Below are 22242 nucleotides of genomic sequence, written 5' to 3'. Positions count from 1 at the left end.
AATGCGGGCTGCTCAGGCTTTGAGCACAGCGTCGCTGTATCGTTCGTTATGGGTGTTAACCACCGCTATTACAAAGCATTAAACGAAAATGTTGCACTGCACAAACAGACTTGCTATGCTGCACCGCAAGATAGCTTAAAAAGCTAATTCATTAATAAGCAGCGCCAACCTCAGGATAGCTGCTTTTGGCAAGACTGAACCCTGGAGGGTATGACGATGCGCACTTTAAATACTAACGAAATGACTCAGCAGTTCGACAATATGTTTATGGCACCGGTACGCGCCTATATGGCATTGAGCATTGATTACAGCGAAAAAATGGTCAATGCTCAAATGGATGCCAGCAAAGCCTATTTCGACACAGGCGTTGCACAGATGCGCCAGATGATGGATGTCAAGGATGCTGAAGGCCTGCGTAGCTACATGGAAAGTCAGCAGAAAGTTGCTAAAGACTTAGCCGAGCGCGCTAAAGGCGATGCCGATAAAGTGGTATCGCTACAGCAGGACTTTATCCAGAAAAGCCAGAAAATCACTGAAGATAACGTCAAGCAGGCGCAAACTGCTGCTAGCAAAATGACGAAAACTGCCTAAACCAACAAGGTTTAAGTAATCGATAACGCCACCGCTGGCCTTGCCAGCGGTGGCGTTTTAGTTACTGCGCCATCAATTTTCATCTACGTTTCACCAATCTCTCGCGTCACCAACCATCTCATTTTCACCAACTATCTCATTTCACCAATTAAGTGCAGATTTCACAAACGGAATGGTTAGTTTTCGCTTGGCCGATAAAGACGCTTTATCCAGCGTTTCCACCGCGCGGCAAAGCTCGCCCAGCTCGCGCGGGCCACGATGCAAAATATAGCGCCCGACGTCATCGGGTAGCTGCATTCCTCTCACGCTGGCGCGCAGTTTTAAAGCTGCCAAGCGCTCTTCATCATCCTCTAAAGGATGTACGTGAAAAGTCACTCCCCAAGTCAAGCGCGAAGCCAAATCGGGCAGCACCACATTTAATTGGCGTGGGGAGGCGCTTGCCGTAATCACCAGCTTTTTACCTGCATCACGCAGCCGATTAAAGGCGTGAAATAGCGCCTCTTCCCAACGTTTACGACCAATCACACACTCCAGGTCATCAATGGCGACAAGGTCCAGGCGCTCGATATCTTCCAGCATTAATGGCGGAAAATGGCCTAAATCACTTAGTGGCAAATAAAGCGTGCGCTTGTCAGCATCCGATGCGGCGTGACAGGCGGCTTGAAGCAAATGACTACGGCCAACACCAGGAGCACCCCAGAGATAAAGAAACTGCTCTCCCGTGGGGGTTAACTGCTGGGTAATATGCTCAACCAGCGGTGCGTTTGCCCGCGACGCATAATAGTTATCGAAAGTAGTGTCATCCCGCAGCCCGATCCCCAGTGGAAGCTGTGCCGGTATTCGGCTCATGGTGATTCCCCAAAATCGTTACGACCCTGCTTATCACGACCTAACTCATCATGATATGAAGAACTGGATTCAATTATCGTTGACTCTTTGTCGATGTTTTTATCGTCGTACAACTCACTATGTTGGTAACGAACCTTAACCTCTTTAAGTAGCACTAGAATGACCGCCGCGACGGGCAGTGCTAACAACACCCCTGTCAGTCCAAATAGATTCCCCCCCGCCAGCACCGCAAATATGACGGCGACCGGATGCAGGCCAATTTTATCACCTAGTAACTTAGGCTGTAGAATCACACTCTCAGCCACTTGGCCGATACTGAACACCAAAATGACGCCGACCAAGGCCCACCAAGTAGCATACTGGAAAAGCGCGACAACTAGAGCGATTACTAACCCAACGATAAAGCCCAAAAACGGCACGATGCTTACTAGCCCCGACACAAAGCCGATGAGTAGGCCAAAATTTAGGCCCATCAACGTCAAACCTACCGAATAAATAATTCCTAAACACAGCATAACGAGCAACTGCCCGCGCAAAAATGATGAAAGCACTTCATCGCAGCGGCGCGCTAAGCGAAAGGTATCATCTGCCCACTGACGCGGAATCAAATTGGCAATATTATCGAGCAAACGGTTCCAGTCCAAAAGCAAATAGAAAGTAACGACAGGGATCAAGGCCACATAGGTAATCCAAGAAACGAATGCCATCCCTGAGCGGCCAATTTGGCCTAAGGCCTGGGCTAAATAGCCACCGGCATCCCGCCAGTTTTCAGCGAGTGTTTCGCGGACATTGGTTAATTCCGCCGTCACATCGTAGCCAGTCCACTCCTGCACCTGTGGGGCAAGGATATTTTCCACCCAGTTGAAGATACTCGGGATGGCCTCTCCCAATTGTTTAAGCTGCTGGACAATCAGCGGAATCAATATGAGCAAACTCACCACTAGAATGAGGAGTAACACCAAAAACACACTACTGACTGCTAATGGGCGGTTCATCCCCCAACGCTGGAACTGGTTTGCTAACGGATCGGCTAGATAAGCGAGAATCATCCCAGCAATAAAAGGCATCAGTACTGCATCTAACAAATAAATCAAACCGCCGATCACCACTAAAAACAGGACACCCCACCAAGAATTCCGCATAGTTCCCTCTCAAACGTGGCTTTAAACCAACATTTTCATTAAACACTACTATTTTTACTTACCACTACTATGCCGCATATGAACAAAAGCTGCTCGTATGCTTTTCATCATGTGTCACAGCGGTGCGACCTGAGCCGCTGAGTGTTACAATCCGCTCAAGTTAAGCCCAGCACTGGCTTTGTCGCCAGCACTACCAGCACCGCTAATTGCTTCACAGGATCTGTCATGACCGAGACCTCCTCTTCTTCGGCTACTCCTTCCCTCAGCTATAAGGACGCAGGCGTCGATATTGATGCCGGTAATGCCCTGGTTGACCGCATCAAACACGTTGCCAAACGCACCACACGCCCAGAAGTCATGGGCGGGCTGGGTGGTTTTGGCGCGCTATGTGAAATTCCAGCAGGCTATCGGCAACCCGTTTTAGTCTCGGGAACCGATGGCGTCGGCACGAAACTGCGCCTAGCGATGGATCTTGGCAAACACGACACGATTGGTATTGATTTAGTCGCTATGTGTGTCAACGATTTGATCGTGGCGGGTGCCGAACCGCTACTGTTTCTTGACTACTATGCCACGGGCAAGCTCGATGTGGATATTGCCGCTGATGTTGTCACCGGTATTGGTGCTGGCTGCGAGCTGGCTGGATGCGCTCTAGTAGGCGGCGAAACCGCGGAAATGCCGGGCATGTACAAAGGCAGCGATTACGATTTAGCTGGCTTTTGCGTCGGTGTTGTTGAAAAAGCAGACATCTTAGATGGTAGTAAAGTGGCCGAAGGCGACGTGATTCTGGGGCTGGCATCATCAGGACCTCACTCCAACGGTTACTCGCTGATTCGTAAAATACTCGACGTCAGCAACGCTTCGCTAGACACAGACATTGACGGCAAGTCTCTCGGTGATGCGCTAATGGCGCCTACTCGCATCTATGTAAAATCTCTGCTCTCTTTAATGCGCGGCAGCGATATTGCGGTACATGCCCTATCGCATATTACCGGTGGCGGGCTGCTTGAAAATATTCCCCGCGTACTGCCTGATAATCTCGCGGCGCATATTGATATTGCCAGCTGGGAGCGCCCTGCCGTGTTCGATTGGCTCCAGGCCCAGGGCAATGTCAATGAAACCGAAATGCATCGTGTGCTTAATTGCGGTATTGGCATGGTTGTCGTGGTCTCCCAACAGCAAGCTGAGCAGGCAACAGCTCACTTGGAAGCCGAAGGCGAAACTGTTTACCGCCTAGGACAGATCGTTGAGCGCCAAGAGGAAGCCGTTATTTTGGAGAACCTCTCGGCATGACCAATACGGATTATCAAAGCGATACCATTAGAGATGTGGTCCCAGACCCACTAGGCGCGCGTCGCATCGTGGTGCTGGTTTCAGGCAATGGCAGCAACCTGCAGGCGTTAATTGATGCCCAATCCCACGACCGTTTAGGAGGTGGCGAAATTGTTGCCGTCATCTCCAATATCGCTGATGCCTATGGTTTAAAACGTGCCCACGAAGCAGGTATTGAAGCGGTGGCACTGCCCCATCGCGAATATGATAGCCGTGAAGCCTACGACGGCGCCCTGATCAAGGTCATTGAGCGCCATGAGCCGGACCTTATCGTTCTGGCGGGCTTCATGCGTATATTGACACCTCGCTTTGTACAACGCTTTTTGGGCCGTATGCTAAACATTCATCCTTCGTTGCTCCCTTCTTACCAAGGCTTAAACACCCATGCCCGCGCCCTGGCAGACGGCGTTACAAGTCATGGTTGTAGCGTTCATTTCGTCACCGAAGAGCTGGACGGGGGCCCCGTAGTACTCCAGGCCGAGCTTCAGGTCAGCGCTGACGATACGGTGGAAACACTGCAAGAGAAGGTGCGCTCTCGCGAGCACCTGCTTTATCCCATTGCCGTGCAGTGGTTTTTAGAAGGCAGGCTCCAGTTCAGTCCAGAAGGTGCCAAAATGGATGGCCACCTACTACCAGAACACGGGATGCGCCTCTCCCACGCCGATGCGGCTGAAGAGCTTGATGAGGAGTTTGACGAAGAGTCGTAAGGCTAGACTGATATCGTCACAGCAAGCAGCAAAAAGCGCCTTACGGCAAAACCGTAAGGCGCTTTTTTTGGCAATGCATTTCGCAGGACTAGGTACGCGGTAGCGTAACCCCGCGCTGGCCCATATATTTTCCGCCCCGATCTTTATATGACGTTTCGCAAACCTCATCAGACTCCAAGAACAGCATCTGCGCGACGCCCTCATGGGCATAGATTTTCGCGGGCAGATTGGTGGTGTTAGAGAACTCTAAGGTAACGTGGCCTTCCCACTCAGGCTCCAGCGGCGTTACGTTAACAATAATACCGCAGCGCGCGTAGGTGGATTTACCCAGGCAGATCGTCAGCACATTACGCGGGATACGGAAGTACTCAACCGTGCGCGCCAGTGCAAATGAGTTCGGCGGAATAATGCACACATCGCCCTTAATATCGACGAAGCTTTTTTCATCAAACGCCTTCGGATCCACAATCGCTGAGTGAATATTGGTGAAGACTTTGAATTCATCAGCACAACGCACGTCATAGCCATAGCTTGAAGTACCGTAGGAAATAACGCGCTGGTCGTTCACATAGCGCACCTGTTCGGCTTCAAAAGGCTCAATCATCGCGTCGCTTTTGGCCATGCGACGAATCCAGTTATCAGATTTGATACTCATGTGTTACTTCATCACTCGCTAAAGGAAATAGTGGGTCCATCGCCTTGATTGGCATTAACCGCTTCGGCTACTTTTTGGGCGATAACAGCAAAGGTCTGGCTCACCGTCCCCTCAGGTTCAGATATGACACTCGGGCGCCCTGAATCCGTCAGTTCACGGATGGAGAGCGTGAGTGGTAGCCGTCCAAGCACTTGGGTATCGTATTCTTGAGCGATGTTATCTCCGCCACCAGTACCAAAAATAGCCGCTTCATGGCCACAGTTTTCACAGTGGTAAAGGCTCATATTTTCCACTACGCCCAGTACCGGCACGTTAACCTTGCGGAACATCTCGATCCCCTTGCGGGCATCTAAAAGCGCAATATCTTGCGGCGTTGTGACGATCACAGCGCCTGCCACCGGCACTTTCTGCGCCAGCGTCAGTTGGATATCGCCAGTGCCCGGCGGCATGTCGATCAACAGAAAGTCGAGATTGTCCCATTGGGTTTGCGTCAGCATCTGTTGAAACGCCCCCACCACCATAGGACCACGCCACACCATTGGCTCGCGAGTGTTAACCATAAACGCCATCGACATGGCTTGAAGGCCATGCGCTTCCAGCGGCAGAAATTTATCGTTGGCAGCCGCTTGAGGGCGTACACCCTCTTTAACACCCAGCATCTGAGCCTGACTGGGGCCGTAAATATCTGCATCAAGAACACCCACACGATATCCTTGCGCAGACAAGGCTAACGCCAAGTTAACGGTGACCGTGGATTTACCCACGCCACCTTTACCCGATGCCACTGCAATAATATGTTTAACCCCATCCATTCAATGGCACTCCTCATTTAGGCACTTAATTAACGTTGAGTGAATGATACTCCTCGGGGGCTCAATCATAAACCAGCAAACAAAAAGCGGATGCCGGTTGCCCGACATCCGCTCTCGTGTTGCTAGTCTACAGCGTTACCGCTTTTCACTATTAGCCAGCAGCGTTTTGCTGTGCTTCCTCACTACCACCATCGCTATCGTTGGCGCTCTCATCGCCATTGCTAGACGCTTCTTCTGACGAATTCTCTTGTGCAGAGCTGTCATTTGAAGAACCACTATTTGAAGAGCCATCGTCTGAAGCGCCGTCGTCTGAAGAGCTGTCTTCAGACGAACCGCTTTCTGACGAGCCACTTTCTGAACCGCTGCTCTGGGAAGAAGAAGTGGCTTCACCAGCAGACTCCTCAGCGTCGGCCAAACGGCTGTCTAGTGTGGAAAGCTCATCGCGCCATTCACCAAGCTGACTCTCTAAGCGCTCTAGTTGGCTCTCACGCTCTTCAATATCATTCTCAACGCTCGACACTTCCTCACGGCCCATCTCTAAAGCGACCATGACGTCATCGAGCTCGGTGCGCACGTCGCTCAAGCTCTGCTCTTCCTCTTCGCGAAGCGCCGTTAGCGAATCCACTTCATTTTGCAGCTCATCGCGTTCGCTAGTGATGGAATCACGCTCGCTTTTTAGTTCATCAAGCTCGCTTTGGGCAGTTGAGATTTCCTCTTCTAAACCGCTTAGCTGTTCATTTGACTGGCTAATCTGCTCTTCTAGCCCTGACAGCTCCTCTTCCATGCTGCCCAGCTCTTCAACCGCTTGTTGGCGCTGCTCCTCGGCTTCTTGACGGGCGGCTTCAGCCTCCTGACGAGCTTCTTCAGCGCTAGAACGCGCTTCTTCAACTTGCTGGAGAGTACTTTCCGCCTCATCGCGAGTGCTGATGATCTCGTCGCGCTCTTCACGCAGCGCGCTCATCTCACTGTCAGCGCTCTCTATCTGCTCATTAAGAGAGGCGATTTCTTCTTCTAGCGCATTTCGCTCGGATTCAAGTTCTTCTAACCGCGACTGCACATCGCTGACATTAGTTCGGGCACTCTCAAGCGACGAACTGGCCTCTTGCTGCTGAGCCTCAAGAGAAGCCATTTCTTCTTGCAGCGCGGCTAAATTGGTTTCAGCTTCCTCTATTTCGCTAATGCGCTGGCTCATTTGGCTATTTTCTTGCTCAACGCTAGCGAGCTGCTCTTCTAAGCTATCGACGCGATCCTGGCGAGAGCCTGCATTAGACTGCGCCATGATCGCCCAGACAACCGCAATAGCAGCGATCCCTGCAATCGCTTTTACTCGGTTATCTTGAAAGAGAGTTTTCATATCCGCCTTTTTAGCCGGCCCTGTCTTTTTAGCTGGCTCCGGCTTGTTGGCCGGTGACGGGTGATCCGTATTATTTGTTTCCGACATTATGCGTTCCTCTTTGGTCTAAGCTAACGTTGGCCCAGCTAACGGTAATCAATTGCATTTGTAATGCGCTAGCCGTGGATGATCTTCCTTTCAGCATACACAGCTCACTGTATCTAGCCAGTTTGTTAGTAACAATCGTATATAAATGTTGCTGTAACGTTACCACCACCCTCGATGATGAATCACGTTAATTTGCAGAAGGGTGTTTCCCCTCATGGAAGCCTGATGCTTGTCCATTGTGCACATCAAACCAATTGAGCGTCGTATGCAGCGACACCACACTTCCCACTATTAGCAGCGTAGGCGGTTTAATGTGACCCGCCAAGAAAGTAGCTGGCAACGCTGACAAACATCCAATATGAGTTAGCTGTTGGCGCGTTGTTCCTTGCTCAATCAAGGCAAGCGGTGTTTCTGGCGCTAATCCGTGCTTGATCAACGCCTGACTAATGACGTTCACGCTACCCAACCCCATATAAAACACCAACGTCTGCCCTGGCCGCGCGAGCGCATCCCAATCAAGATCACATTCGCCTTGCTGCAAATGACCGGTCACAAAGCGCACCGACTGAGCATGATCGCGATGGGTCAGCGGTATTCCCGCATACGCCGCACAGCCCGACGCCGCGGTTACTCCCGGTATAACTTCCACACTAATGTGCGCCGCCACCAGAGCCTCAAGCTCTTCACCTCCGCGGCCAAAAATAAACGGATCGCCACCTTTAAGACGAACAACGCGCTTACCTTGCTGCGCCCATTTTACTAGCGCCTGATTAATGCCATCTTGAGGAACGCTGTGCTGCGAGCGCGCTTTCCCGACATAAAAGCGCTGTGCTTGCGCGGGTATAAACGCAACAATTTCATCGCTGACTAGACGGTCATACAGCACGACTTCAGCGGCCTGTAGGCGCTTGTAAGCTTTCAGCGTTAATAACTCTGGATCGCCGGGCCCTGCCCCCACTAAACTGACAAAGCCATACGAGCGAGACATTTGCTCTTGTGCTTCTTTCAAGAAACCACCTCAGGAATAAAAAAGTTTTTTAATATGCAAAAAAGTAATTAATTTTATCACTAAATGCCAATAACGCATCGACTATTGCTTATAATTCAATATTTTGTATTATATAAAATAATATACATATTCTTAAAAGATATAGATTTTAACCATATTGTCTGCAATTACTTACATACTGATTACGCAAATAGCGCTAATCTTCACGACCAAAATTAAATTGGCATATGCTTGGAGATTCACGCATGCCCGTGAATGATATAGACGCACCCCAGCGAATCAGCGCTGACCACTTGATACCCCAGATTCCTGGCGTCATCTTTCAATTACACCGCGCTCGTAACGGTCATATGCGCTTTCCCTATATAGAGGGTGGCGGCGTGGCTCTCAAATATATTGACCGAGATCTGCTCGCACAAAATGCTGGTGAGTTGGTTGAGCAATTAACGGGCAATGATCACCCCAAAATCATGTCAGCGATCGAACGCTCAGCACGCTGGATGCTGCCGCTGACGACCCGCTTCTTACTACCGTTCCCGAAAGAAAAACCACACTGGATTGCGGTGAGCGCACGACCAAAGACGGTCGTGGATGGAGTGCAGTGGAACGGCATAATGATGGACATTAGCGACCAGGTCTCCGAGGAGCAGCGGCTTCGCAAGCTATGCGATACAGACCCGCTCACAGAGTTACCCAATCGGCGCAAATTGATGGTGCATTTAACTAATATAGCCTCACTTAGCACCCGCCATGGCACGCCGCTCTCCATCATGATGATCGATATCGATCATTTTAAACGCCTTAACGACCGCTGGGGCCATTTGCACGGTGATGACGTGCTCAAACAGTTGGCGACACAAGCGCAGTCACTACTGCGCTGTGAAGACATGATCGCCCGCCTGGGCGGAGAAGAGTTTATGGTCGTGCTGCCGCTCACATCGCTGCAGCATTGCCATACACTTGCCGACCGAATACGCCATGCCTTCAGTGTGTACGACTTCGGCATGGGTGCTGGCCAGGTAACACTAAGCATCGGAATTGCCGAATTTCGTTGTGGCGAGCCTCTTACGAGTTTGATCGAACGGGCCGACCAAGCGCTGTATAACGCCAAGGATATTGGTCGCGACTGCGTTTGCCTTCTACGCTAGTAAGAAATACCCCGCTAGAGGAGCAAAAAGATGGCAACGCTCGCTGAATCTACCTGCGAACCCTGCGGTAAAAATGCTCAGCCGCTAAGCTTAGGAGAAGCCCAAGAGCGGCTAAAAAGCCTCAGCCAGTGGCAGATTGTCGAGCACGATGGCATCATGAAGCTGTCACGGAGTTTTACATTTCGCGACTTCGCCAGCGCATTGGCATTCACCCAACGCGTTGGTGATATTGCAGAGCAGGCTGGCCACCACCCCGTTATTACCACAGAGTGGGGCAAAGCCACCGTCACGTGGTGGTCTCATGCTATTAAAGGCCTGCATCTAAATGACTTCATTCTTGCCGCCAGAACCGACGAGGTAGCCGAATAAATGTTTGAGCATATTGAGCGAGTCCCAGGAGACGCCATTCTCGGGCTGATCGAAGCTTTCAAAAAAGATACCAACCCGCAAAAAGTGGATTTAGGTGTCGGTGTTTACCGTGATACCCAAGGCAATACGCCGGTAATGCGCGCTGTTAAGGAAGCAGAAGCTCGCCTGCTCAAAAACGAAACGACAAAAACCTATATCGGTTCTCACGGCGCGCCTAGCTATGGCGAAGTCGTGCTGCCCATGGTTTTTGGCGCTGATTCATCCGTCTTAAAAGCCAATCGTGCCAGCGCCACCCAATCACCAGGCGGTACCGGCGCGCTGCGCTTGGCTGCAGATTTTATTGCCACACAGCTGCCGGGTAAGGGTATCTGGGTAAGTGACCCGACATGGCCGAACCACCACGGCATTTTTACGGCAGCTGGTATTGAGCTGCACAAGTACCCTTACGTTGACCCCGACAACCGTCTCGACTTTGACGGCATGCGGTCAGCGCTGAAAAGCATTCCTGAAGGTGATGTGGTGGTGCTACACGCCTGCTGCCATAACCCTACCGGTTTTGATCTTTCCCATGACCAGTGGCAGGAAGTGCTGGAAATCGTGCGTGAACGCAAGCTGCTTCCGCTGATCGATTTCGCCTATCAAGGCTTTGGCGAAGGTCTGGATGAAGATGCTTATGGCGTGCGCCTGCTGGCAGAGAACCTTGATGAAGCGATCATCACCAGCTCATGCTCTAAAAACTTTGGTATTTACTGCGAGCGTACCGGTTGCTTGATCATGGTGGCCAAAAATAACGAGCAGATGGACAACATCCGCTCTCAAGTCGCCATCGTTGCCCGTGAGAACTACTCGAACCCGCCCGCTCACGGCGGCTCTATCGTCAGCGAAATTCTCCACGACGCCGAACTGACCGAGATGTGGCGTGAAGAACTCACCGAAATGCGTGATCGCATCAATACCCTGCGCCGCGACTTTGTGGAAGCACTGAAGCCCTACGGACTGGACGAGAAGTACGCCTGCGTTGCTGAGCAGCGTGGCATGTTCTCCTACACCGGCTTAACGCCGGAACAGGTCGATCGCCTGCGTGACGAGTTTGGTATCTACATGGTGCGCTCGGGTCGCGCCAACGTAGCGGGCTTCTCCCACGAGAATCTCCCCTACTTGGCCAAAGCGATTGCCGCTGTTAACGACTAATCGCCAAGCAGCAACGCAGTAACAAACGCCCAGGCAACGCCTGGGCGTTTTCATGTATTAGGCATTTGACCGATTAGTCAACACTTCGGCACACTCAGTATAGCCTTGTATACAACACACCATAATCAAGAGGCATAACATGGCGGCTGCCAGCACTCACTATCCGTGGTACAAAAAAGAAGACACTGACGCATTCTTCGCTCTCTTCCAAAACAACATCGCCAACTTTGTCATTATCGCCATCACTATGCTGGGCATGGGGTTTCCTGCCTCCATTGTCTATGGGCAAGTGCTGCCCGGCGCAGCGGTAGCGGTGATGGTAGGCAACTTCTACTATGCATGGAGCGCGGCAAGGCTGGCACGCAAAGAGAACCGGGCGGATGTGACAGCGCTCTCTTACGGTATCTCGACGCCGGTGATGTTCGTATTCCTGTTCGGCGTATTGCTACCCGCCAAACAGCTCACCGGCGATGCGGAAATGGCTTGGAAAGTGGCTGTTGCCGCCTGCTTTATAAGCGGTGCCATTGAAGCCGCGATTAGCGTCATTGGTCGCTGGGTGCAATACCACTTACCAAGAGCCGCTATGCTTGGCGCAGTGGCCGGCGTTGCACTGACGTTTATTGCCGGAGAAATGCTGTTTAAAACACTCGAAATGCCGATTATCGGCCTGCTGGTGTTAGCGATTATTATTGTTGGCTTAGTGGCCCGCGTCAGCATGCCCTTTAAGCTTCCAACCTCGCTATTTGCCATTATTGTCGGTACCGCCATGGCCTACTTGATTGGCGACGCTGGCACCGAACGGTTTAGCGATGCCTTTACCCACCTAGGCTTTTATCCATTACTTCCCAATCTGGCCTGGTTTGAGGGGCTGGGGCTACTGCTGACCAGCATGCTTGCAGTGCTGACCGTGGTGCTGCCCATTACACTGTATAACGCTATTGAAACCATGAACAACGTGGAAGCAATGGAGGCGGCAGGCGACAAATACGATGTGCGCGAATGCCAGGCAGTAGATGGCGCAGGCACCATGATTGGCGCGCTATTTGGCGGCGTCTTTCCAACTACGGTTTATATCGCAACGGTAGGCGCTAAATGGATGGGCGCGGGCCGGGGATACAGCCTGCTGAATGGCGCTGTATATGCCTTAGCCACCATGTTCGGTCTCATTGCTGCGCTGGCAGCAATTATTCCCGTTTCTGTAGTAGCGCCCATTCTAGTCTTTGTTGGCATGTCGATGATTGCGACCGCCTTTCAAGCCAACGACACGCGCTACTACCCTGCCGTGGCGCTGGCCATGCTGCCCTACTTTGCTAACTACGTGATGACGCGCTTTAATCGCGGGGCTGGCGAGGTAGTGACCGATATCTCAAGTGCCATCGTAGTAATGGGCCAAGGGGCCATGTTTATGGCGATCCTACTGGGCGCTATGACGGTCTCGGTGATTGATCATCAGTTTAGGCGTGCAGCCGCCTTCGCGGCAATTGCGGCGGGCTTTTCGTTTTTCGGACTAATGCACGCCCCTAAACTCTCTTTCAATGCAGCGCCAGAGTTTGTCATGGGCTACTTGGGTATGGCACTACTGTTTATGTATTTTTCCTATCAGGAAGCAGCACGCAAGCGTTAATGGATGAATCCCGCCTGCCGATGCGGGCGGGATAACATACGCCGCATAACGAGCCATGCCATAAAGCCTGCCAGCAGATTCCCCACGGCCGCACCCGCCGCCAGCCCCCACCAACCGAAGAACTGCGAGCCCAACCATAGGCAAGGCAAATAACAAATAAACAGCCGCGCACTGGATAACAGCATGGCTCGTAATGGCCAACCTAACGCATTACCTGCCGAGACGACTAGCATGCAAACACCTAGTGCCGCATAGCTAGGCAAGAGAAAACGAATCAGCAGCGTCAGCTCGCTTTTCACATCCGGGTTGCCTGCCAACGCCATCGCTAGCCAGGGCGCTCCCAGTGCCAACACTATGCCGAGACCCAGTTGCCAAAATAGCGCGACCTTAATGGCTAACGTCATCAGCTGCTGTATCTGCCCCCAATCACCAGCCCCGTAGCAACGCCCTAACCACGGCGGCAGCGACATGGTCATGGCCAGAATGACCATCAGTGAGAGTGTCTCCAAACGGCTTGCCAAGCCCCAGGCGGCCACTTCGCTTTCACCCAGGCCCGCCACAACAGAGATTGCCAGCATCGCAGCCAAGGGTGGCATCAGCTGGCTGACCATGGCCGGTGCGGCAATACCCGTAAATGGCCGCCACGACTGTTTGGCCTCTTGCCACAGTCCCTGCTGAGCGGCCCACTGGCGTTTAAGTAATTTACGCGTGGTCACCAATAGACCTACTGAAAAAGCAATCGCGGTTGCCCAGGCTGCGCCAGGTAGACCCCAGCCTTCCCAATCACCAATACCAAAGATTAGCAGTGGATCGAGAACAAGGTTCACAAGACTACTCAGCACCATCATTTTGCCTGGTAGACGGGTGTCACCGTGGGCACGAAAAACGCTGTAGCTGAAATAAAGCAGTGCCCCCAACCATGCGGATAGCAGCTGAGGTGCCCAATAAATGCGGATATAGGAAAGCGTCGTTTCATCCGCGCCCAGCAGTCGAAAGATAGGCACATAAAATATCCATAATGCGATCGCCAAGAGGCCGATGACGCCGCCACCCGCCATAAGCACCAAACTGCTTAAGCGTCTCGCCCGGGCTTCTTCACCCGCCCCCAATGCCCGCGAAATAAGCGCGGCAATCGCAATACCCATCCCTACCTGAATGCCGATAATCAGAAACGACAACGGAAAGGTAAATGATTGCGCGGCCAACGGCGCAGTACCCAAACGAGCAATAAATGCGCTATCAACAAGTTGAAAACCCAATAGCGCCAACACCCCAATGGCCATAGGCCACGTTTGGCGCCATAGGGTTATCGCCAACTCTTTTTGTTGCATGACAGCAGCCAAGCACTCTCTCCTTAGGTGATGGATAATTATTTATCGGTTGTAACGTAAAACGCCACCGCCCTTAAAGGGCAGTGGCGTACTTAGCTCAGTAAGTTCTTACTGACGAATACCTTCAAACGTCACATATAGCTCAAGTTCATGCATAGATTCAGGGAAGTCACTCATATTAATACCGTAATCGCCCAAGGTCAGCGTAGTGCTGCCTTCAAAACCAGCGCGGTAGTTGCCCCACGGGTCATCGCCTTCACCCATCAGGGTAACCGGCATTTCAATCTCTTGAGTTTCGCCGTGCAGGGTCAAATCACCGGTCAACACGCCTTCATTATCACCCGTTGACTCAAAGCCTGTGGAGGTAAAGGTCGCTGTCGGAAATTCACTGGCATTCAGGAAGTCGCCGCTCAGGATATGACGGTCACGCTCAGCATGGTTGCTGGTCAGGCTATCCACTTGGACTTCGATTTCTGCTGAAGATGCTTCAAGGTCTTCAGGATCGTAAGCGAACTGGCCCTCAAACTCTTCAAAGCTACCTAGAATGTAAGAGAAGCCCAAGTGAGAAATTTTGAATTGAATAAAGGCGTGCTGGCCTTCGGTATCGATTTGGTAATCAGCTGCCTGTGCTTGGCTCAATGGTACCAGCGCTACAGCGGCAATCGCGGATGCAAATGCTGTTTTCTTGAACATATTGAATTGCTCCTTGCTTTACTTAATAGGCACCGCGGAAAGTCAATTATCTTACGCGCGATGTTTAGAAAAAGTGTAAACGGCTAACGTGATGACTTTGTTGCACTATGATCGCTAGCTCGGCTATGCGCTGGGTTTAGCATACGTACCAATGTTGAGTGCCGGTCTAGCCAGTGATGCTTAAACGCGGCAAGCGCGTGACCTGCCGATATAATCATCAATGCCAGAGCGCTATACCAATGTACGTTACCTGCCAAGCTTGCCTGGTTGGGGAAGTCATATACCAGTGCAGGCACCTCAAACCAACCAAAGACACTGATACCGCTCCCGTCAGCGGTAGAAATTAAGTAGCCGCTCACCATGACCAGCAATACAAGCACATAAAGAGCGATATGCCCCACATGGGCAGCAATAACCTCTAGGCGGCCGCCTTCTGCCGTAGGGGTTGGCTGAGCAAAACGCCATACTAATCGCGCCAAGGTGGCAAATAGTAGCAACATACCAATCGAGCGATGTACCCATGGGCCCTGATTGTACCAGGGGTCATAATAGCCAAGGTCCGTCATCCACCAGCCCAGCGCAAACAGACCGGTAATAGCCAGCGCGCTTAGCCAGTGAAACAGAATACTGATCAACCCCCACCCGCTGCGACTATTACTCCACATCATTGTTTTCCCTTATTCGTCGCTACCCGTTAGCGAATACGTTAACAACGCAAGCATATCGTGTAACCGCGTTAGGAACCGCTGAAAAAAGCAGAACACATCATTCGTAAAAACCACTGTTTGAAGATAGCGTGCTGATTGAGATTGGCGCAGAAAAAAACCGGCCTACTGCTGGGCCGGTTTTGCTTATCAAGCGGCTAGTTAACTCGCAGCCAGGGCATCCAACCCACGGGCTAAATCACGCTGAATGTCTTCCTGGCTTTCTAACCCTACCGCGACTCGGATCAAGCCAGGGGCGATACCGGCAGCGGCCTTTTGGTCATCAGAAAGACGCCCATGGGTAGTGGTGGCCGGGTGGGTAATCGTGGTTTTAACATCACCTAAATTACCCGTTATCGAAAGCATGCGAGTCGCATCAATTACCTGCCACGCGCCTTCCTGACCGCCCTTCACTTCAAAGCCCAATACGGCGCCGAACCCCTTTTGCTGCTGTTTGGCCAAGGCGTGCTGTGGATGATCCTCCAGGCCGCTATAGAACACGCGGTTCACTGCCGGATGTGCATCTAACCAACGGGCAAGGATCAAGGCATTTTCACAATGCGCTTTCATACGCAGTGATAGTGTTTCCAACCCTTTGGTGAATATCCAGGCATTGAAAGGGCTCAAGCACGGGCCGCAGGTACGTACCACACCGAACACTTCTTCAAGCAGCGCATGGCTCCCCACTACTGCCCCGCCAATGGCACGGCCCTGCCCATCCAAATACTTAGTCGCCGAATGGATGACTAGGTCAGCACCTAGCGCCAACGGCTGCTGGAGGGCCGGTGTGAGGAAGCAGTTATCAATTGCCAGCAGCGCGTCGTGACGTTTGGCCAACGCGGCCAGGGCCGGAATATCGGCAATTTCAGACAGCGGGTTCGAGGGCGTTTCGGCAAACAATAGACGCGTTTTGGGCGTGATCGCCGCTTCCCATGCAGCGGCATTGGAAAGCTCGACATAACGCGTGGTAATACCAAACTTGCCTAAATACTTATCGAACAGGCTAACCGTTGAGCCAAATAGCGACCGGGAGGCCACAATTTCATCCCCTGCGGAAAGCAATGCCAACGCTGTCGACAGAATGGCCGACATGCCCGAACTGGTGGCAACACAGCGCTCGCCGCCTTCAAGCGCCGCTAGGCGACGCTCAAAGGTATGCACTGTCGGGTTGGTAAAGCGCGAATAAACGTTACCAGGCTCTTGGCCACCGAACTTACGCGCCGCTTCTGCAGCGCTTTCATAAACAAAGCTCGAGGTCGGAAAAATAGGCTCCGAGTGCTCCTGCTCAAAGGTGCGCTGATGGCCTGCCCGGATCGCCAGTGTCTCTAATGACCATTCATCCTGGTGACCGTCTTCCTGATGATTGTCATCATGCATAAGGCTTCACTCCTAATCGTCCAGGTCATCGTCTTGATTGTGCATATCGACAAGAGCGTGATCGCCAGCGCTCTGATCCTTGGCAGAATCATTACGGCTAGCTTCAAGCGCGGCCAAATAAGCGTCGTCGATATCGCCGGTGACGTAGTTGCCGTCAAACACCGAGCAATCGAACTCTTCCATTTCAGGATTCACTTCACGACACGCCGCTTTTAGATCTTCCAGGTTTTGATAGAAGATGCGGTCAGCCCCAATTAAATCACCGACCTCCTCTTCGCTACGGCCATGGGCAATCAGCTCAGACGCGGCGGGCATATCGATGCCATACACATTGGGGAAGCGAACCGGCGGCGCCGCCGAGGCAAAATAGACCTTACGGGCACCGGCATCACGCGCCATCTGGATGATCTGCTTACAGGTCGTGCCGCGCACGATGGAGTCATCCACCAGCAGCACGTTCTTGCCTTTAAACTCAACGTCGATAGCGTTGAGCTTTTGACGTACCGATTTCTTCCGCTGAGTCTGCCCCGGCATAATAAAGGTACGGCCAATGTAGCGGTTCTTCATAAACCCTTCGCGATAGGTCACCCCAAGGTGCTGTGCCATTTCGAGGGCAGAGGTGCGCGACGTATCGGGAATAGGAATGACCACATCAATATCGTGATCCGGCCATTCATTGAGGATTCGATCCCCCAGCTTACGGCCCATCTGCATCCGGGTACCGTAAACATAGGCACCGTCTAGCAACGAGTCTGGGCGCGCTAAATAAACGTGTTCAAAAATGCACGAGCGAAGCAGCGGACGATCAGCACAGACTTGAGTATGAATATTGCCTTCGATATCGACAAAAATAGCTTCACCAGGCGACAGATCACGCTCAAGCTCAAAGCCACCGACGTCCAACGCAACGGATTCGGAGGCGATCATGACCGCTTGACCGTTTTCCTCTTCGCGGGTACCGAAGACCACCGGGCGAATACCGAAGGGGTCGCGGAACGCCACCATGCCAAAGCCATTGATAATCGCCACGGCGGCATAGCCACCTTTACAGCGACGGTGAACGCGACGCACGGCATCAAAGATATCTTCCGCTTCCAGATGTAAGCCTTGCTTGCCCAGCTCATGGGCAAATACGTTGAGCAGCACTTCAGAATCGGAACTGGTATTGATGTGGCGTAAATCGGTCGAGAATAGCTCCTGTTTCAACTGCTCGGAGTTGGTCAGGTTGCCGTTGTGCGCCAGCGCAATACCATAAGGCGAGTTGACATAAAACGGCTGCGACTCTGCTTCACTTGAAGAGCCTGCCGTCGGATAACGTACATGACCAATGCCCAGGTTGCCTTTCAGGCGAGCCATGTGGCGGGTGTGGAATACGTCACGAACCAGTCCGTTACTCTTGCGCAGTAAGAAGCGTCCCTCGCTCCATGTCATCATGCCAGCAGCGTCCTGGCCACGATGCTGAAGTACGGTCAGGGCATCGTAGATTCCCTGATTTACCGCCTGTTTGCCTAGAAGGCCCACTATACCGCACATTCACGTTACCTCGCTTAATGCCATGGCTTACCTAAGTCACTTACCTAAGCAAGCCCGTACGTTCGTAGAATCGACTTCAGTAACAGGTCAATCACCTGTCGGGATAACTTCACGTTCCGCTGCACCCGGCAGGCGCAACGCAGGCAGAGAAATGTCTCGTAGTGACGACGGCGCATCAGGCAGCTCGCGATCCCACTGGTTTAACTGACTCACCGCCCAATCGCGCAGTTGGATAAAGGTCGGGCGCAGCTCCGCCTGTTGCCACGCCTGTAGCTCAGATAACGGGGTGAGCGTAATCAGCACCGTCGCCACAAGCAAAACAACCGCCCCGCGGGCGACACCGAAAGCGGCCCCCGCCACGCGGTTCAAAAGCCCCATGCCCACCCACTCAACCGCGGCATGCACTAAACGAATCACAATGCCACACAGTAAAATGACGGCAAAAATTACCAGCACGAAAGCGAGCACAAGGCGGGCATCAAAGCTTTCAATAAACCCGCTCATCAGTTCCGCCACCGGTTCGGCAAGCACCCGAGCCACCATTAACGCGACGACCCAGGCGGCCAATCCTAATGCTTCGCGTACAAACCCTCTTACGAAACCGGCTAGCATCGATAACGCCAGCACGGCCAAGAACACCGCATCAATCCATGTTAACGCCATGGTTTAGTCTCTTACTCGAACAAGAAGGCCCTGAACATTGGCGCGTTCTTTGATCGAGGACATGGCGGATTCACCGTCTTCGGAGGTGGCATAAGGGCCAACAAATACAGTGGTCATATTGTTATCACGCTCACGTTGATAAACGCTAAACCCCTCTTCTGACAGTTGTGCACTAAGTCGCTGGGCATTCGCTGGTTCACCAAAACTGCCCACTTGCACCGCCCACTCCCCTTGAGCGGTGGAAGAAGGACTAGAAGCGCTTTGTGAAGAACTTTGTGATGAGCTTTGTGACTCGCTTCCAGCGCTGCTTTGACCACTGCCACTGTTCGAGGCAATTAAATCAGCGATGGGGTCACTATCAGGAACAGTCGGCGCCTCGTCGGGCTCATTGGAGCCTGCCGCTTCAGTACTAGAAGGCGACGGGTTTGAAGCAGCGATTTGATCGGTTTGCGGCGCTCGCGGGTTGGCATCAATAGGAATAGAGCCGTCATCACTCTCTTCACTGGGTACTGAAGATAATGCAGGCTCATCAATGGTTGAGGGCCTTTCTGGCGCGGGTACATTACGGCGCTCCACCTCTACCGGCTGCTCAATGACAAAGCTCGGCTGGGGACGCTCTTCTCGGGGTGCGGGGTCACTCATTAGCCACGGCACAAAGATCGCCAGCAACGCGAGCAAAATTACAATACCGCTAATGCGTTCAGTTTTACCGTATTTCATTTCCGTCTCCATCAAGCGACGCGGCGCCTGTTGGCAGTGGCCGAGCTAGCAGTGCCGCTACAGTAAAGAACGACCCGGTGGCCAAGACACGATCATTGGGCGTTAACACCTTAGCGAGCCAATCGGCGCCAGCGTGCGGCGACTCTGCGCAAAAGTGCACCCGCCCTCCCTGAGCTATAATACGTTGCGACAACTCACTTGCCAGGCAACCTCGTTCGCCTGTCAGCGACACGCATACCCAATCGCTGATGCGGGCTGATAATGCCTGTATGACACCGTCAATATCCTTATCATTCAACATGCCGATAAGGCCCCACTGCTGGCCCCCTTCGGGCGGTGACGGTAAGTGGCGAGCGACGTACTCGGCGGCATGCGGATTATGCCCAACATCCAGGCACCATGGACCAATCCATTGTAGCCGCCCAGCCAGTTGCACCGTTGCGAGCCCTACTTTTACATGAGCGGGCACCAACGCCATTCCGGCAAGTACGAGCGCTTGTAATGCAGTCGCCGCATTATCGATAGGTAGCCCAGGGTCAGGAAGCGCGTCAACGACGATGCTTGTGCCATCCGCTTGCTGCCCCTGCCAGCGCCAATTGGAATACTCTTCACCCATGGTTTGGTGGGTAAACTGCTGCCCTAATGCAAACTTAGGCACTGCTAACGACTGCGCGCATTCGGAAACGCTTACAGGTAGCGCTTGACTGCCTAAGATGGCTGGCTTACCAGCACGGAAGATACCGGCTTTTTCGCGCCCAATCTGAGCCAGATCGGTGCCTAAAAAGTTAGCATGATCCTGAGCAATCGTGGTGACGATGGCTACATCTGCATCAATGATATTGACCGCATCAAGCCGACCGCCAAGACCTACTTCAAGTACCGCAAGATCAAGTTCTGCGTTGGCCAAGCACCACAGCCCACACAGTGTGCCCGCCTCAAAATAGGTCAGGCTGATTTCATCATCCTGCAAGCGTGCTCGCTCAACGTGCTCAAAACCTTCTACGAGCAGTTGATCTTCAGCTTCCTGACCGTCGATTTTGACGCGTTCGTTGTAGCGCAATAAGTGGGGTGACGTATAGGTACCCACCCGCCAACCGTGGGCACGGGCAATGCTCTCGATCATGGCAAGGGTTGAGCCCTTGCCATTCGTTCCCGCCACGGTAATAACGCGGGGAGCAATCGGGCTTGAAAGCAGCCTCATACGCTTTGCCACTTTGGAAACTCGCTCCAGGCCCATATCGATTCCGACCGGGTGCAACGTTTCCAAATGTTGAAGCCATTGGTTTAAAGACAAGGGCGACAAAGAGTCTGGCTGCAAAGAATCAGGCATTGCGTGTATGGTCGTCACTCTTAGCGGTAGAGGAAGTGTCCTTCTTAGCTGGCTCAATGCTTTCATAAGTGACGTCAGCAGTGTCCGCTAACGCTGCCTCTTCGACGATAGGTTCTGAAACGTCCGCATCATCCGTCGACAACGAACTAACTGGCGTAGCATCGTGATGAGTCAGTTTACGCAGCACACTGCCCACGCGGGCACGCATTTCATGACGATGAACGATCATATCGACAGTGCCATGCTCAAGCAGAAACTCACTGCGCTGGAACCCTTCTGGTAGAGTTTCACGCACCGTTTGTTCGATGACCCGTGGGCCAGCGAAGCCAATCAATGCATTGGGTTCGGCAATATTTAAATCACCAAGCATAGCCAACGAGGCTGAAACGCCGCCAAAGACAGGATCAGTAAGCACTGAAATATACGGCACTCCCGCCTGCTTGAGCTTCTCAAGCGCCGCAGAAGTTTTGGCCATCTGCATCAACGAGAAGAGCGCTTCCTGCATACGCGCACCGCCCGAAGCTGCAAAACACACCAGTGGAATATTCTCTTCCAGTGCGAGCGTAGCGGCGCGCACAAACTTCTCGCCTACCACCGCCCCCATTGAGCCGCCCATAAAGGTGAACTCAAAGGCAACCGCTACTACCGGCAAACCGTCCAGCTCACCGCGCATGGCCACCAGTGCATCTTTCTCACCGGTATCTTTTTGCGCTGCAGTCAGGCGGTCTTTGTATTTTTTAGAGTCGCGAAACTTCAATCGATCATTGGGTTCGATTTCCGCCGCGATCTCTTCGCGTCCTGCTTTATCCAAGAACCAGTCCAAGCGTTTACGTGCCGTCAAGCGCAGGTGGTGATCGCACTTGGGGCAGACGCTATTGTGTTTCTCTAACTCAGGAAGATAGAGAACCGCTTCGCACTTGGGACATTTACGCCAGAGGCCGTCGGGAACGCTAGCGCGACGGTCTTTACGCTGGATACGACCCATGGAGGGTACGATCTTGTCTAACCAGCTCATATCAAA

22 protein-coding genes are annotated in these 22242 nt (G+C 52.5%); 7 read left to right on the top strand and 15 right to left on the bottom strand.

Annotated features, from left to right (window positions below; all coding sequences use genetic code 11):
- Positions 1–216: 216 nt before the first annotated feature.
- Complete coding sequence (locus V8L70_RS09060; protein ID WP_101145436.1) at positions 217–591, top strand: phasin family protein; 375 nt, start codon at positions 217–219, stop codon at positions 589–591.
- 141 nt (positions 592–732) lie between these two features.
- Here V8L70_RS09060 and hda read toward each other — a convergent pair whose 3' ends face one another.
- Positions 733–1440: a DnaA regulatory inactivator Hda gene (hda, locus tag V8L70_RS09055; RefSeq protein ID WP_101145437.1), complete on the bottom strand. Its 708-nt coding sequence runs from the start codon at positions 1438–1440 to the stop codon at positions 733–735.
- Positions 1437–2582, bottom strand: a complete 1146-nt coding sequence (locus tag V8L70_RS09050) for an AI-2E family transporter (RefSeq protein ID WP_035557450.1) — start codon at positions 2580–2582, stop codon at positions 1437–1439. Before V8L70_RS09050 ends, hda begins: the two co-directional genes overlap by 4 nt.
- Positions 2583–2807: 225 nt before the next feature.
- Here V8L70_RS09050 and purM point away from each other — a divergent pair, with 225 nt between their 5' ends.
- Both purM and purN read left to right on the top strand, forming a co-directional pair.
- Positions 2808–3875, top strand: a complete 1068-nt coding sequence (gene purM / locus V8L70_RS09045; protein ID WP_101145438.1) for a phosphoribosylformylglycinamidine cyclo-ligase — start codon at positions 2808–2810, stop codon at positions 3873–3875.
- Positions 3872–4621: a phosphoribosylglycinamide formyltransferase gene (gene purN, locus V8L70_RS09040; protein WP_101145439.1), complete on the top strand. Its 750-nt coding sequence runs from the start codon at positions 3872–3874 to the stop codon at positions 4619–4621. Before purM ends, purN begins: the two co-directional genes overlap by 4 nt.
- An 88-nt stretch (positions 4622–4709) precedes the next feature.
- Here purN and dcd read toward each other — a convergent pair whose 3' ends face one another.
- The 4 genes from dcd to cobA all read right to left on the bottom strand — a co-directional run bounded on the left by dcd (position 4710) and on the right by cobA (position 8517).
- Positions 4710–5276, bottom strand: a complete 567-nt coding sequence (gene dcd / locus V8L70_RS09035) for a dCTP deaminase (RefSeq protein ID WP_101145440.1) — start codon at positions 5274–5276, stop codon at positions 4710–4712.
- A gap of 11 nt (positions 5277–5287) precedes the next feature.
- Positions 5288–6088 carry an iron-sulfur cluster carrier protein ApbC gene (apbC, locus tag V8L70_RS09030; RefSeq protein WP_052703755.1) on the bottom strand — a complete coding sequence of 267 codons (801 nt, stop codon included), beginning with the start codon at positions 6086–6088 and terminating at the stop codon, positions 5288–5290.
- Positions 6089–6239: 151 nt separating this feature from the next.
- Positions 6240–7529, bottom strand: coding sequence for a coiled-coil domain-containing protein (locus V8L70_RS09025; RefSeq protein WP_101145441.1), 1290 nt, complete (start codon positions 7527–7529; stop codon positions 6240–6242).
- Between the two features lie 187 nt (positions 7530–7716).
- Complete coding sequence (gene cobA / locus V8L70_RS09020; RefSeq protein WP_101145458.1) at positions 7717–8517, bottom strand: uroporphyrinogen-III C-methyltransferase; 801 nt, start codon at positions 8515–8517, stop codon at positions 7717–7719.
- A gap of 266 nt (positions 8518–8783) precedes the next feature.
- On the opposite strand from cobA, the gene V8L70_RS09015 reads away from it, so the two are divergent.
- The 4 genes from V8L70_RS09015 to V8L70_RS09000 all read left to right on the top strand — a co-directional run bounded on the left by V8L70_RS09015 (position 8784) and on the right by V8L70_RS09000 (position 12870).
- Positions 8784–9686 (top strand): GGDEF domain-containing protein, encoded by a 903-nt coding sequence (locus V8L70_RS09015; RefSeq protein WP_101145442.1) that lies wholly within the window; start codon positions 8784–8786, stop codon positions 9684–9686.
- Positions 9687–9716: 30 nt separating this feature from the next.
- On the top strand, positions 9717–10055 hold the full coding sequence (locus V8L70_RS09010; RefSeq protein ID WP_008956209.1) for a 4a-hydroxytetrahydrobiopterin dehydratase: 339 nt from the start codon (positions 9717–9719) through the stop codon (positions 10053–10055).
- A complete protein-coding gene (locus tag V8L70_RS09005) occupies positions 10056–11246 on the top strand; it encodes an amino acid aminotransferase (protein WP_008956208.1) in 1191 nt (396 codons plus the stop codon).
- 139 nt (positions 11247–11385) lie between these two features.
- Positions 11386–12870 carry a uracil permease gene (locus V8L70_RS09000; protein ID WP_035557427.1) on the top strand — a complete coding sequence of 495 codons (1485 nt, stop codon included), beginning with the start codon at positions 11386–11388 and terminating at the stop codon, positions 12868–12870.
- Here V8L70_RS09000 and V8L70_RS08995 read toward each other — a convergent pair.
- The 9 genes from V8L70_RS08995 to accD all read right to left on the bottom strand — a co-directional run bounded on the left by V8L70_RS08995 (position 12867) and on the right by accD (position 22236).
- Complete coding sequence (locus tag V8L70_RS08995; protein ID WP_101145443.1) at positions 12867–14213, bottom strand: MATE family efflux transporter; 1347 nt, start codon at positions 14211–14213, stop codon at positions 12867–12869. The genes V8L70_RS09000 and V8L70_RS08995 overlap by 4 nt on opposite strands.
- A gap of 96 nt (positions 14214–14309) precedes the next feature.
- A complete protein-coding gene (locus tag V8L70_RS08990; RefSeq protein WP_035557424.1) occupies positions 14310–14894 on the bottom strand; it encodes a YceI family protein in 585 nt (194 codons plus the stop codon).
- 83 nt (positions 14895–14977) lie between these two features.
- The gene (locus tag V8L70_RS08985; RefSeq protein WP_101145444.1) at positions 14978–15559 is read right to left on the bottom strand and encodes a cytochrome b; all 582 of its coding nucleotides are present in this window, start codon (positions 15557–15559) and stop codon (positions 14978–14980) included.
- 201 nt (positions 15560–15760) lie between these two features.
- A complete protein-coding gene (locus V8L70_RS08980; protein ID WP_008956203.1) occupies positions 15761–16975 on the bottom strand; it encodes an O-succinylhomoserine sulfhydrylase in 1215 nt (404 codons plus the stop codon).
- A 12-nt stretch (positions 16976–16987) separates the two neighbouring features.
- Positions 16988–18508: an amidophosphoribosyltransferase gene (purF, locus tag V8L70_RS08975; RefSeq protein ID WP_008956202.1), complete on the bottom strand. Its 1521-nt coding sequence runs from the start codon at positions 18506–18508 to the stop codon at positions 16988–16990.
- A gap of 87 nt (positions 18509–18595) precedes the next feature.
- A complete protein-coding gene (locus V8L70_RS08970; protein WP_008956201.1) occupies positions 18596–19171 on the bottom strand; it encodes a CvpA family protein in 576 nt (191 codons plus the stop codon).
- 3 nt (positions 19172–19174) lie between these two features.
- Positions 19175–19891 carry an SPOR domain-containing protein gene (locus V8L70_RS08965; protein ID WP_101145445.1) on the bottom strand — a complete coding sequence of 239 codons (717 nt, stop codon included), beginning with the start codon at positions 19889–19891 and terminating at the stop codon, positions 19175–19177.
- The gene (folC, locus tag V8L70_RS08960; RefSeq protein ID WP_101145446.1) at positions 19878–21221 is read right to left on the bottom strand and encodes a bifunctional tetrahydrofolate synthase/dihydrofolate synthase; all 1344 of its coding nucleotides are present in this window, start codon (positions 21219–21221) and stop codon (positions 19878–19880) included. The genes V8L70_RS08965 and folC overlap by 14 nt, the downstream gene beginning before the upstream one ends.
- Positions 21214–22236 carry an acetyl-CoA carboxylase, carboxyltransferase subunit beta gene (gene accD, locus V8L70_RS08955; protein ID WP_101145447.1) on the bottom strand — a complete coding sequence of 341 codons (1023 nt, stop codon included), beginning with the start codon at positions 22234–22236 and terminating at the stop codon, positions 21214–21216. Before accD ends, folC begins: the two co-directional genes overlap by 8 nt.
- Positions 22237–22242: the final 6 nt, after the last annotated feature.

This window comes from Vreelandella arctica (assembly GCF_037070215.1).
GTDB lineage: Bacteria > Pseudomonadota > Gammaproteobacteria > Pseudomonadales > Halomonadaceae > Vreelandella > Vreelandella arctica.
Note: the sequence above shows the minus strand (reverse complement) of the source record. Positions and strands in the feature narration are given on the sequence as shown.

Coding starts and splice junctions, on each gene's coding strand:
- V8L70_RS09060 (WP_101145436.1), top strand. CDS start 217: ATGCGCACTTTAAATACTAACGAAATGACTCAGCAGTTCGACAATATG.
- hda (WP_101145437.1), bottom strand. CDS start 1,440: ATGAGCCGAATACCGGCACAGCTTCCACTGGGGATCGGGCTGCGGGAT.
- V8L70_RS09050 (WP_035557450.1), bottom strand. CDS start 2,582: ATGCGGAATTCTTGGTGGGGTGTCCTGTTTTTAGTGGTGATCGGCGGT.
- purM (WP_101145438.1), top strand. CDS start 2,808: ATGACCGAGACCTCCTCTTCTTCGGCTACTCCTTCCCTCAGCTATAAG.
- purN (WP_101145439.1), top strand. CDS start 3,872: ATGACCAATACGGATTATCAAAGCGATACCATTAGAGATGTGGTCCCA.
- dcd (WP_101145440.1), bottom strand. CDS start 5,276: ATGAGTATCAAATCTGATAACTGGATTCGTCGCATGGCCAAAAGCGAC.
- apbC (WP_052703755.1), bottom strand. CDS start 6,088: ATGGATGGGGTTAAACATATTATTGCAGTGGCATCGGGTAAAGGTGGC.
- V8L70_RS09025 (WP_101145441.1), bottom strand. CDS start 7,529: ATGTCGGAAACAAATAATACGGATCACCCGTCACCGGCCAACAAGCCG.
- cobA (WP_101145458.1), bottom strand. CDS start 8,517: ATGTCTCGCTCGTATGGCTTTGTCAGTTTAGTGGGGGCAGGGCCCGGC.
- V8L70_RS09015 (WP_101145442.1), top strand. CDS start 8,784: ATGCCCGTGAATGATATAGACGCACCCCAGCGAATCAGCGCTGACCAC.
- V8L70_RS09010 (WP_008956209.1), top strand. CDS start 9,717: ATGGCAACGCTCGCTGAATCTACCTGCGAACCCTGCGGTAAAAATGCT.
- V8L70_RS09005 (WP_008956208.1), top strand. CDS start 10,056: ATGTTTGAGCATATTGAGCGAGTCCCAGGAGACGCCATTCTCGGGCTG.
- V8L70_RS09000 (WP_035557427.1), top strand. CDS start 11,386: ATGGCGGCTGCCAGCACTCACTATCCGTGGTACAAAAAAGAAGACACT.
- V8L70_RS08990 (WP_035557424.1), bottom strand. CDS start 14,894: ATGTTCAAGAAAACAGCATTTGCATCCGCGATTGCCGCTGTAGCGCTG.
- V8L70_RS08985 (WP_101145444.1), bottom strand. CDS start 15,559: ATGTGGAGTAATAGTCGCAGCGGGTGGGGGTTGATCAGTATTCTGTTT.
- V8L70_RS08980 (WP_008956203.1), bottom strand. CDS start 16,975: ATGCATGATGACAATCATCAGGAAGACGGTCACCAGGATGAATGGTCA.
- purF (WP_008956202.1), bottom strand. CDS start 18,508: ATGTGCGGTATAGTGGGCCTTCTAGGCAAACAGGCGGTAAATCAGGGA.
- V8L70_RS08970 (WP_008956201.1), bottom strand. CDS start 19,171: ATGGCGTTAACATGGATTGATGCGGTGTTCTTGGCCGTGCTGGCGTTA.
- V8L70_RS08965 (WP_101145445.1), bottom strand. CDS start 19,891: ATGAAATACGGTAAAACTGAACGCATTAGCGGTATTGTAATTTTGCTC.
- folC (WP_101145446.1), bottom strand. CDS start 21,221: ATGCCTGATTCTTTGCAGCCAGACTCTTTGTCGCCCTTGTCTTTAAAC.
- accD (WP_101145447.1), bottom strand. CDS start 22,236: ATGAGCTGGTTAGACAAGATCGTACCCTCCATGGGTCGTATCCAGCGT.